Source organism: Mesorhizobium sp. M0514, from assembly GCF_040321145.1.
Lineage (GTDB): Bacteria > Pseudomonadota > Alphaproteobacteria > Rhizobiales > Rhizobiaceae > Mesorhizobium.
Genome location: NZ_JAMYQZ010000130.1, coordinates 1 through 10,616 on the forward strand (window position 1 = coordinate 1; position 10,616 = coordinate 10,616).

General features: G+C 64.0%; 8 protein-coding genes. 2 read left to right on the forward strand and 6 right to left on the reverse strand.

The genetic code is table 11. The features are described 5' to 3' along the window. Positions 1–21: 21 nt before the first annotated feature. Positions 22–2,217, reverse strand: a complete 2,196-nt coding sequence (katG, locus tag NKI61_RS30535; RefSeq protein WP_352842084.1) for a catalase/peroxidase HPI — start codon at positions 2,215–2,217, stop codon at positions 22–24. 140 nt (positions 2,218–2,357) lie between these two features. On the opposite strand from katG, the gene NKI61_RS30540 reads away from it, so the two are divergent. Beyond that, positions 2,358–3,266, forward strand: a complete 909-nt coding sequence (locus NKI61_RS30540; protein WP_352842086.1) for a hydrogen peroxide-inducible genes activator — start codon at positions 2,358–2,360, stop codon at positions 3,264–3,266. A gap of 107 nt (positions 3,267–3,373) precedes the next feature. On the opposite strand, the gene NKI61_RS30545 is transcribed toward NKI61_RS30540, so the two are convergent. The 5 genes from NKI61_RS30545 to hisS form a co-directional block, all read right to left on the reverse strand. After that, a complete protein-coding gene (locus NKI61_RS30545; RefSeq protein WP_352842088.1) occupies positions 3,374–4,477 on the reverse strand; it encodes a calcium:cation antiporter in 1,104 nt (367 codons plus the stop codon). Between the two features lie 90 nt (positions 4,478–4,567). After that, complete coding sequence (locus tag NKI61_RS30550; RefSeq protein WP_352842089.1) at positions 4,568–6,328, reverse strand: AMP-binding protein; 1,761 nt, start codon at positions 6,326–6,328, stop codon at positions 4,568–4,570. A 233-nt stretch (positions 6,329–6,561) separates the two neighbouring features. Continuing rightward, on the reverse strand, positions 6,562–7,263 hold the full coding sequence (gene hisG / locus NKI61_RS30555; protein WP_023701298.1) for an ATP phosphoribosyltransferase: 702 nt from the start codon (positions 7,261–7,263) through the stop codon (positions 6,562–6,564). Next, positions 7,260–8,381, reverse strand: coding sequence for an ATP phosphoribosyltransferase regulatory subunit (locus tag NKI61_RS30560; protein WP_352842091.1), 1,122 nt, complete (start codon positions 8,379–8,381; stop codon positions 7,260–7,262). Before NKI61_RS30560 ends, hisG begins: the two co-directional genes overlap by 4 nt. 172 nt (positions 8,382–8,553) lie before the next feature. Next, complete coding sequence (hisS, locus tag NKI61_RS30565) at positions 8,554–10,098, reverse strand: histidine--tRNA ligase (RefSeq protein WP_352842093.1); 1,545 nt, start codon at positions 10,096–10,098, stop codon at positions 8,554–8,556. Positions 10,099–10,300: 202 nt separating this feature from the next. Between hisS and NKI61_RS30570 the strand changes: the two genes are divergently transcribed. Beyond that, positions 10,301–10,543, forward strand: a complete 243-nt coding sequence (locus tag NKI61_RS30570) for a hypothetical protein (protein WP_352789414.1) — start codon at positions 10,301–10,303, stop codon at positions 10,541–10,543. The last annotated feature ends 73 nt before the right edge of the window (positions 10,544–10,616 follow it).

The following is a 10,616-nucleotide window of genomic DNA, read 5'->3' on the forward strand; positions in this document are numbered from 1 at the left end:
CCCTTCGTTTGGGAGGTTGTATCAGGCAGCGATGTCGAAACGGTCGGCGTTCATCACCTTGGTCCACGCCTTGACGAAATCGCCAACGAATTTCTGCCCGGCATCCGCCGACCCGTAGACCTCGGCCAGCGCGCGCAGCTGCGCATGCGAGCCGAAGATCAGGTCGGCGCGTGTGGCGGTCCACTTGACCGCCCGGGTCTTGCGGTCGCGTGCTTCGTAGACCTCATGCGAGCCCGGCTCGGAGGCCGGATCCCAGATGGTGCTCATCGAGAGCAGGTTGACGAAGAAGTCGTTCGTCAGCGTGCCCGGCCTGTCGGTCAACACACCGTGCTTCGAGCCGCCGCTGTTGGCGCCGAGCACGCGCAGGCCACCAACCAGCACCGTCATCTCCGGCGCCGTCAGGCTGAGCAGTTGCGCCCGGTCGACCAGCATGGCTTCGACCGACATCGGCGGTTTGCCCCTGACGTAGTTGCGGAAGCCGTCAATTTTCGGCTCGAGCGCCGCAAAGGAATGGACGTCGGTCTGCGCCTGCGAGGCGTCGGTGCGGCCGGGCGTGAAGGGAACCTTCACCGCATTGCCGCCATCCTGCGCCGCTTTCTCGACCGCGGCGACGCCGCCGAGCACGATGAGGTCGGCCAGCGAGACCTTCTTGCCGCCTGCGTTGAACTCGTTCTGGATGGCTTCGAGCTTCGCCAGCACGGTGGCCAGTTCGACAGGCTGGTTGACCTCCCAGTCCTTCTGCGGCGCCAGGCGAATGCGCGCGCCATTGGCGCCGCCGCGCTTGTCGGAGTTGCGGAAGGTCGAGGCCGAGGCCCAGGCGGTCGAGACCAATTGCGAAACGCTGAGGCCCGAAGCCAGGATCTTGGCCTTCAGCAATGCGATGTCCTGGTCGCTGACCAGCTCATGGTCGACGGCCGGAACCGGATCCTGCCAGATCAGCTCTTCCTTCGGCACCAACGGGCCGAGATACCGCACGACCGGCCCCATGTCGCGATGGGTGAGCTTGTACCAGGCACGGGCGAAGGCATCGGCGAACTGCTCCGGATGCTCATGGAAGCGGCGCGAGATCTTCTCATAGGCCGGGTCGGCCCGCAGCGCGAGGTCGGTGGTCAGCATTGCCGGCGCATGACGCTTCGAGGGATTGTGCGCGTCCGGCACCGTAACCGCGCCAGAGCCGCCCTTCGGCGTCCACTGATGGGCCCCGGCCGGGCTCTTGGTCAGCTCCCATTCGAAGTTGAAGAGATTGTCGAAGAAGTTGTTGCTCCACTTGGTCGGCGTCGTCGTCCAGGTAACTTCGAGGCCGGACGTGATCGCATCGCCGGCAATGCCGGTGGCATGCTTGCTCGACCAGCCGAGGCCCTGCGCCTCGATACCCGCGCCTTCCGGCTCGGCGCCGACCAGTGTTGCATCACCGGCGCCATGGGTCTTGCCGAAGGTGTGGCCGCCGGCGATCAGCGCCACGGTTTCCTCATCGTTCATTGCCATGCGTCCGAAGGTCTCGCGGATGTCGCGGGCCGAGGCCAGCGGATCCGGCTTGCCGTTCGGCCCTTCCGGGTTGACGTAGATCAGGCCCATCTGCACCGCGCCGAGATGGCCGTGCAACTCACGGTCGCCGGAATAACGCTTGTCGTCGAGCCACTTGGTTTCCGAACCCCAGTCGACATCCTGCTCGGGCTCCCAGACATCGGCGCGGCCACCGGCGAAGCCAAAGGTCTTGAAGCCCATCGATTCCAGCGCGACGTTGCCGGTGAGAATCAACAGGTCGGCCCAGGAGATCTTGCGGCCGTATTTCTGCTTGACCGGCCACAAAAGCCGGCGCGCCTTGTCGAGATTGGCGTTGTCCGGCCAGCTGTTCAGCGGCGCGAAACGCTGCTGGCCCGCACCGGCGCCACCCCGGCCGTCGCCGATGCGATAGGTGCCGGCGCTGTGCCAGGCCATGCGGATGAACAGCGGCCCGTAATGGCCGAAATCGGCCGGCCACCAATCCTGCGAATCCGTCATCACCTTGTGCAAATCCTCGATCACCGCGTCGAGGTCGAGCGTCTTGAACTCCGCGGCGTAGTCGAAAGCTTCGCCCATCGGGTCCGAAAGGCTCGACTGCTGGTGGAGAACGCCGATGTCGAGCTGGTTCGGCCACCAGTCGCGGTTGGTCCTGGCGGAGGTTCCATGCGCGACCGGGCATTTGCCGGCGCTGTTGTCGTCGGTCATCGCGTCCATCTTGGCCTCCGAATTGCTGATTTATGTGTTGTTTTTTCCGGGCCGGCCGGGAGCCGCGCCACTCTGGAATGGTTCCAGACTAAGCCGTCTCTTCGATAAAAACAAATTGCCTTTCCTGTTTGTTGCGATAGGCTTTCCTTATGATTGGCTTGACCGTGCGGCAGATGCAATACTTCGAGGCTTTGGCGCAAACGCTGCATTTCGGCCGCGCCGCAAAACTCGCCGGCGTCAGCCAGCCGGCGCTGTCCGCGCAGATCGCCGAGATGGAGCAAAGGCTGAACTGCCGGCTGTTCGAGCGCGGCGGCAAGACGGTGCGGATGACGGAAGAGGCGGAAGCGCTGCTGCCACGCATCGAGCGCATCCTGCGCGACATCAGTGATGTCGAGACGACGGCCCGGCGCGGCCGCCCGGCCATGGAAGGCCGCTTCCGGCTGGGCATCATCCCGACCGTGGCGCCGTATCTTTTGCCGCATGTGCTCCCGGAGCTGAAGCGGCATTTTCCGTCCCTGCAGCTCGAACTGCGCGAAGCAGTGACGGCATCACTGGTCGAGGACACGGCAACCGGACGGCTCGACGCCTTCATCGCCGCGCTGCCGCTCGAGCAGCCCGGCCTGGTCACCGAGGAACTGTTCGCCGACCGCTTCTTCCTCGCCGTGCCAGCCGGAGATCCAGCCTTCGCCTCGCCACCGGTGCCGCCGGAAAGCCCGGCGCTGGAGCGGTTGATGCTTTTGGAGGAAGGCCACTGCCTGCGCGAACAGGCGCTGGCCCTGTGCGGCAGCGTGCGCCCGGTGGCAATGGCAAGCTATGGCGCCACCAGCCTGACGACACTGCTGCAGATGGTGGCGCATGGTCTCGGCGTCACGCTCATCCCCGAAATGGCGGCAAGGCCGGCCAGCGCCATGCCGGACCTCAAGATCGTGCCGTTCCAAGAGCCAATGCCGCAACGCACGATCTGCCTCGCCTGGCGCCGCAACAAGGTGCGCCATGATGAATGCGTGGAACTGGCGAAGATCATTCGGGGGTTGGATGCGGCGGTGCTGGGGGTGTGAGTCGTTCGGGTCTTAGATGGCGCCTTGGGAACCCCGAAAAGAAACTCAAATCAGGCGCGTTCGAGAATACCCGCCTTGACGGCTGGTCGCCAGATCGCACCAAAGCCTCAAGGGATAAATACCAGAAATACATACGCGAAAAATACCACGGCATGGACGATTCCGGTCAGGAAGGTCGTCCTTTCGTTGCTAAAGCTTACGCCGCATATGAAAAGCGCTAAAACCAAAAGTACTGCGTCAGCTTCCGGGAGCCCCAGGGTCAACCCTCGTCCCGTAAGCAGGCTGGCTGCTGCGACCGCAGGTATCGTCAAACCAATCGTGGCGCAAGCCGAACCCAGTGCGACATTCAGGCCGCGCTGCAGCTCATTGTTGAGTGAAGCGCGAACCGCCGAAATGGCTTCCGGCATCAAAACCAGACCCGCGATCATTGCCCCCACAATGCTGTCAGCCTGGGTCACCTGGTAAGCAACGAGCGCATTTTCAACACTTGCGGCGACCTGCTCGGCGAGCATGACAATTCCGATCAGTCCGGTTACCAGGAGCAGAGCGCTGGAAGAGATGCTTTTGTGAGGGGCGGTTCGCGCCGAAAGGTCGTGTGCCAGTCCTTCGATGAAGTCGTCCCGGTGCCGGACGGTTTGCGCGAACACAAAACTTGCATAGAGCAGCACGGAAAGTACGCTCACAAGGCCAAGCTGAGCTGCCGAAAATGTGCCGGGATCGGTGGTCCGCGTGTAGGTCGGCAGGATAAGCGTCATGACGGTCAGTGCGGCCAGAACCGCCAGATATGCGCTTGTCCCTTGCCGGACAATTGCCTGCTTGCGATGACGCCAGCCGCCAAACGTGAGACACGTCCCCACAACGCCGGTGGAGGCAATCATCACCGTCGAGAAGACGGACTCACGTGCAAGCGTGGGGTTGTTCTCTCCATGCAGCATCATGGAAACGATGATCGACACCTCGATTGCCGTTACGGCAAAAGTCAGCACCAATGTGCCGTAGGGTTCCCCCACACGGTGGGCCACCGCCTCGGCGTGATCGAGCACCACGAAAATAGTGATGAACATGATCGCACTCGAGAGCGCTCCGACGAGAATCCTGACGCTCGGCGAACCTTCGTCCACCGATAGCCCGCTGGCTCTGACCGCAACGGCCAGTGCCAGCGCGGCCAAAGGCATCGCATAGGAAGTCGCTGATCGTGCGAAACCAGTCATTCAAGCCCCAATGCGTTCGGCGAACCTTGCGGAAGCCTGTCGAGCACCCCAATGTCGAAGCGGGCAATCCCGTCCCCCGGCGTTCAACCCTCAAGCCGTCTTCTGCACCACCAGCCCCAGTTCCTCCACCATCGCCTCGCGCATCAGAAACTTCTGCGGTTTTCCCGTCACCGTCATGGGCAGTTCGGTGCGGAAGCGGATGTAGCGGGGGATTTTGTAGTGGGCGATCTGGCCGGCGCAGAAGTTCTTGATCTCCTGCTCGGTCGCGATCTGGTTGGGTTTCAGCACGATCCAGGCGCACAGCTCCTCGCCATATTTGGCGTCGGGAATACCGAACACCTGCACCTCCTTGACCTGGGGATGGCGATAGAGAAATTCCTCGACCTCTCTGGGATAGACGTTTTCGCCGCCGCGGATGACCATGTCCTTGACCCGGCCGACGATGTTGCAATAGCCCTCGGCGTCGATCGTGGCGAGGTCGCCGGTGTGCATCCAGCCATCGCTGTCGATCGCCTCGCGGGTCTTTTCCGCATCGTCCCAATAACCCTTCATCACGGAATAGCCGCGGGTGCACAGCTCGCCCGGCGCGCCGACCGCGACGGTGGCGCCGTCGGCGTCGATGGCCTTGACCTCGACATGCGGATGGATGCGGCCGACGGTGGAGACGCGCTTTTCCAGCGGGTCGTCGACACTGCTCTGAAAGGAGACGGGACTGGTCTCGGTCATGCCGTAGGCGATGGTCACCTCTTCCATATGCATCAGCGACACCACCTTCTTCATCACCTCGATCGGGCATGGCGAGCCCGCCATGATGCCGGTGCGCAGGCTGGAGAGATCGAAGCTGGTGAAGTCGGCGTGGTCGAGCATGGCGACGAACATGGTCGGCACGCCGTAGAGGCCGGTGCAGCGTTCCTGCGCCACCGCCTTCAGCGTCGCGCCGGCGTCAAAACCCTCGCCAGGAAACACCATGGTCGCGCCCTTGGTGACGCAGCCCATCGTGCCCATCGACATGCCGAAGCAGTGGTAGAGCGGCACCGGGATGCAGAGCCGGTCGTCGACGGTGAGCTTGATCGCAGCGGTGACGAAATTGCCATTGTTGACGATGTTGGTGTGGGTCAGCGTCGCGCCCTTGGGCGCGCCGGTCGTGCCTGATGTGAACTGGATGTTGATGGCCTCGCCCGGCTTCAGCCCTTCGGAGATGCGGTCGAGGCTGTCATGCTCGTCGCGGCCGGCCATCGACAGCACATCGGCGAAATTGAACATGCCGGGCGAGTTGTCGTCGCCCATGCGAATGACGATCTTCAGCGTCGGCAATTTCTGCGCCTTGAGCTTGCCGGGGGTGGCGTTGGCGAGCTCCGGCGCCAGCGTCTCGATCATGCCGAGATAGTCGGAGGTCTTGAAACTGGCGGCGGTGACCAGCGCCTTGCAGCCGACCTTGTTGAGGGCATACTCGAGCTCCGTCAGCCGGTAGGCCGGGTTGATGTTGACCAGGATCAGGCCGATGCGAGCGGTGGCGAATTGGGTGACCAACCATTCCCAGCGGTTGGGCGACCAGATGCCGACACGGTCGCCTTTTTCGAGGCCGAGCGCCAGGAAGCCGGCGGCGAGCGTATCGACCGTGTCCGACAATTCGCTCCAGGTGAAGCGCTTGTCCTGTCCGACGAAGACGGCAGCATCCTGCGTGGCGTATTTGCTGACCGTGCCGGAGAAAAGCTGAGGGATCGTCTTGTCGAGCAGCGGCACCGAACGGTCGCCCGACACATGTGCCCGGCCGTCGAGCGGAGCGATGAAAGCCCTGCCGCGCCCGCGCAGATTGGTGGCGTTCTTGAGCTCGTCGAGATTGATCGCCATCGCCGTTTCCTCCCGGGATATGGCGAGCCTATCAGCCTGATGGGATGGTGGAAAGTAGAGGCGGTTCCCCTCCCCCTCGCGGGGAGGGTGCCTCGCGAAGCGAGGCGGTGGGGTCCTCGGCGAAGTGCTCGACTTCCTTGCTCACGGTCGACCCGGCTTGGGTCGTCTCGCGTCGAGCACTGCCGGAGCGACCCCACCCGTCCATCCGCCTTTGGCGGCTGTCCACCCTCCCCTCAAGGGGGAGGGAGCGCGCTCATCTTCGCGGCTATTTCCCGCACTAGCGCCTCATCCGCAGCAGCACGATCTTTCCTGGCAGCCACGAGGCAGGCCTGCGACTTCAGCACAACCCCATCGGCCAGCACCTTGAGATGGTTGGCGCGTAGGGTCGAGCCGGTGGTGGTGATGTCGACGATGACATCGGCAAGGCCTGCCGCCGGCGCGCCTTCGGTAGCGCCGAGGCTTTCGACGATGCGGTAAACCTGGATGCCGTGCTTTTGCGAGAAGAATTGTTGCGTCAGCCGCCAGTATTTGGTTGCGATCCTCAGCCGCCTGCCGTGGCGCTGGCGGAAATCGGCGGCGACATCGTCGAGATCGGCCATGGTATCGACGTCGAGCCAGATGCCGGGCACCGCGACCACGACATCGGCATGGCCGAAGCCGAGGCGAGCGACGATTTCGGCGCGCGCTTCCCAGTCGGCGAGGTTTTCGCGCAGCAGATCCTCGCCGGTAATGCCGAGGTCGACCGAACCTTGCCCAATCTCGCCGGCGATTTCGGACGCCGACAGGAACGCCACCTCGATGCCCTCAGTGCCGTCGATGCGGGCGCGGTACTGGCGCTCATCGCCGGGCAGGCTGACGGCAAGCCCGGCCCTGGCCAGTACCTCCAAGGCCTGCTCCTTGAGCCGGCCTTTCGATGGGATCGCCAGCGTGATCATTGCGGCTCTCCCCGCAGCGCTTCAATGCGGTCGAGCCAGACGGAGAAGCCGACGCCGGGGATCGGCGTCTTGGCGCCGAGCAGGGTCAGCAGCCGGTCGTAGCGACCGCCGCCGGCCAGCGGCCGCTCGCCACCAAGTGCTGCGATCTCGAAGACGATGCCGGTGTAGTAATCCAGCGGACGGCCGAAGGCAGCGTCGTAGCGGATCGTCTTTGCAGGCAGGCCATGTGCCTCGATGGCTTTGGCGCGGGCGGCGAATTTTTCCAGCGCCGCGCCCAGCGAAAGCCCGGCAGAGGCCGCAAAACTTTCGAGCGCAGCACTCGCGCCGTCGAGCGGCACGTCGATGGCGAGAAAATCCCTGAGCGCCGCAAACGCTTCGTTCGACAACCGCACGCTGCGCAGTTCGGCCTTTTCGATCAGCCGCCGGGCAATGTCCGCCGGCGCGCGCCCGCCGGAGCCCGACAGGCCGGCCTCTTCCATGCCGCCGGCGATGTGGGCGGAAAGCGCTTCGAGATCGCCATCGAGCACAAGGGCCGCGACATCGCCGTCAAGCTGACCGTTGCGCGGCGGGTTGGCGAGATCGGCGAGTGCTGCCTGCAGCATCGGCGCCGAGCCGAAGGCGCGCGCAAGCCGCATGCGCCAGCCGCGCGGCAAGCCGAGTGCTGCCAGCACCGCCTCGAAGATGGTCTGGTCGCCGAGCGTGATCGCAAGAGGTTGCGCCGGCAGCACCAGCTGCAGCAGCGCGTGCGCATCGGCCAGCGAACGCGCATCGGCCTCGGCCGTATCGCGGTCGCCGAGATCCTCGATGCCGGCCTGAAAGAACTCGTTGCCGCCCTCGCGGCGCTGGCGGAACACTTCGCCGAGATAGGAATAGCGGCGCGGCGTGCCGGCCTGCGAGGCGATGTGGTCGAGGCAGACGGGGATGGTGAATTCGGGCCGCAGACACAGCGTCTTGCCGGTCTCGCTTTCGGTGAGAAAGATGCGGCGGCGCAGATCCTCGCCGGCCATATCGAGGAATGGGTCGGCCGGCTGCAGCACCGCGACCTCAACCGCATGGGTGTTGCGGGTGGCGAAGAGCTTGGTGATTTCGGATGCGATGGCGGGATAGCGGGAGGTCATGCGTGGCGCGAGGCACCCCCCTCTGGCCTGCCGGCCATCTCCCCCTCAAGGGGGGAGATTGGCAGCTCGGAGCGCAGCGCCTCTTCTTCAACGCCGGAGATTGGCGAAACCATGCGCGACATCCAATCTCCCCCCTTGAGGGGGAGATGGCCGGCAGGCCAGAGGGGGGCGTTCAAGCGCCACCCTTCGCACGGTCAGCGGCCTGCACCGCCAAAATCTTCCTCACCTCGGCGACCAGCTCTCCCTCCGCCACCGTCACCTGCGCCGGGCGGGCAGCCCGCCATTCAGCGTTGTCGGCGATTTCAGCGGACATGCGCGCGCCTTCGATCAGATCCTTGATCTGCAACTCGCCCTTGGCGCGCTCATCGCCGCCCTGGATGATCGCGACCGGGCTACCGCGGCGGTCGGCGTATTTCAGCTGCGCCTTCATGCCGGCGCCGCCGAGATACATTTCGGAGCGGATGCCGGCCGCGCGCAGATCGGCCACCATCTTCTGGTAGCGACCGAGGCTTTCCGTATCCTTGTCCATCACCAGCACGACGACCGGCGCGATGACATCGGTGGTGTCCAGCTCGCCGAGGTTCTTCAGCGCCGTCATCAGGCGGGAGACGCCGATCGAAAAGCCGGTCGCCGGCACCGGCTCGCCACGGAAGCGCGAGACCAGGCCATCGTAACGGCCGCCGCCGCCGACCGAGCCGAAGCGCACGATCTGGCCGTCTTCGTTCGGGATCTCGGTCAACAGCTCGGCTTCGAAGACCGGGCCGGTGTAATATTCGAGGCCGCGGACAACGGAGGGATCGATGCGGATGCGGTCATTGTTGTAACCAGATGCATGCGCCAACTTTGCGATGACAGAAAGCTCCTCCAAGCCTTCTACTCCGCGAGCATTGCCCTCTACTGCCTTTGCCATACTCGCAAGGGTTTCATCGTTGGAAAGCCCTAATGCACCACCCAATGCATCCGGATATGCTGCAAGGCTCAACACTCGTTCGATGTGAGCTGCGCCAAGGCCCGCGCCTTTAGTAAAGTCCCCTTCGCCTTCCTTACCGCCATCCCATCGTCCGGCTCCGAGCAAAAGAGCCACGCCGTCTGGGCCAAATTTATCCAGCTTGTCGATCGCCCGGAGGACATGCAGCCGGCGGCCAGCATTCTCATCGCCGCCAAGGCCAATCGCCTCCAGCACGCCATCCAGCACCTTGCGGTTGTTGACCCGGATGACGTAGTCGCCGCGTTTGATGCCGAGCGCTTCCATCACGTCGGCCATCATCATGGCCATCTCGGCGTCGGCTGCGATGCCCGGCGTGCCGATCGTGTCGGCGTCGAACTGCATGAACTGGCGGAAGCGGCCCGGGCCGGGCTTTTCGTTGCGGAACACCCAGCCGGAGCGGTAGCTGCGATAGGGTTTCGGCAGCTTCTCAAAATTCTCGGCGACGTAGCGCGCCGTCGGCGCGGTCAGGTCGTAGCGCAGCGACAGCCACTGCTCGTCATCGTCCTGGAAAGAAAATACGCCCTCATTAGGCCGGTCCTGGTCGGGCAGGAACTTGCCGAGCGCATCGGTGTATTCGATCAGCGGCTGGTCGGCCGGCTCGAAACCGTAGAGCTCATAGACCGAACGGATCGTCGCCATCATCCTCTCGACGGCACGGATGTCGTCCGCACTGCGGTCGGCAAAGCCGCGCGGCAGCCGCGCTTTCGTCTTTTCCGATTTGTCGGCCATGGGATGGGTCTTTTCGCTAAGTAATCGATGACTTATTGGAGTCGGCGTGTCCTAACCGAAGCGGCTTGGTGCGGCAAGGGTTTGCGCTCTTTCCTTCTCCTTCGAAACAAAACGCACCAAAAGGAAACAATTCCGCCATCGGCGCGGCATCGTGCCGACACAATCAGAGCCGATAAGCGCGCCGAAACAAAGGGTTGGGGCCATGACTGCGGCACGCAAATTCGATATCAGAGACGACGGCTTGCATGAAGTCCGGCTGCGGCCGGCCGAGAGCCGTGCGCAGGTGACGGCGAGCCCCGGTCCGTTTGAGGTCACTGCCGACGAGCGCAAGGGTTCCACCGTGCGCGAGGCGCTGATGACTGGATTGCTGGTGATTTATCCGGCCTTTGCGGCACTGGCGGCGATTGTCGCCGGGCTTTTTCTGACGGGCGCCAGCGGGACGTGAGTTCCTTACCCTCCCCCTTGTGGGGAGGGTCGACGCGTAGCGTCGGGGTGGGGGTGCGGCGCCAAGATACCCC

Excerpts from the sequence above, each read along its gene's own strand:
- katG (WP_352842084.1), bottom strand. The coding sequence starts at position 2,217 with ATGGACGCGATGACCGACGACAACAGCGCCGGCAAATGCCCGGTCGCG.
- NKI61_RS30540 (WP_352842086.1), top strand. The coding sequence starts at position 2,358 with ATGATTGGCTTGACCGTGCGGCAGATGCAATACTTCGAGGCTTTGGCG.
- NKI61_RS30545 (WP_352842088.1), bottom strand. The coding sequence starts at position 4,477 with ATGACTGGTTTCGCACGATCAGCGACTTCCTATGCGATGCCTTTGGCC.
- NKI61_RS30550 (WP_352842089.1), bottom strand. The coding sequence starts at position 6,328 with ATGGCGATCAATCTCGACGAGCTCAAGAACGCCACCAATCTGCGCGGG.
- hisG (WP_023701298.1), bottom strand. The coding sequence starts at position 7,263 with ATGATCACGCTGGCGATCCCATCGAAAGGCCGGCTCAAGGAGCAGGCC.
- NKI61_RS30560 (WP_352842091.1), bottom strand. The coding sequence starts at position 8,381 with ATGACCTCCCGCTATCCCGCCATCGCATCCGAAATCACCAAGCTCTTC.
- hisS (WP_352842093.1), bottom strand. The coding sequence starts at position 10,098 with ATGGCCGACAAATCGGAAAAGACGAAAGCGCGGCTGCCGCGCGGCTTT.
- NKI61_RS30570 (WP_352789414.1), top strand. The coding sequence starts at position 10,301 with ATGACTGCGGCACGCAAATTCGATATCAGAGACGACGGCTTGCATGAA.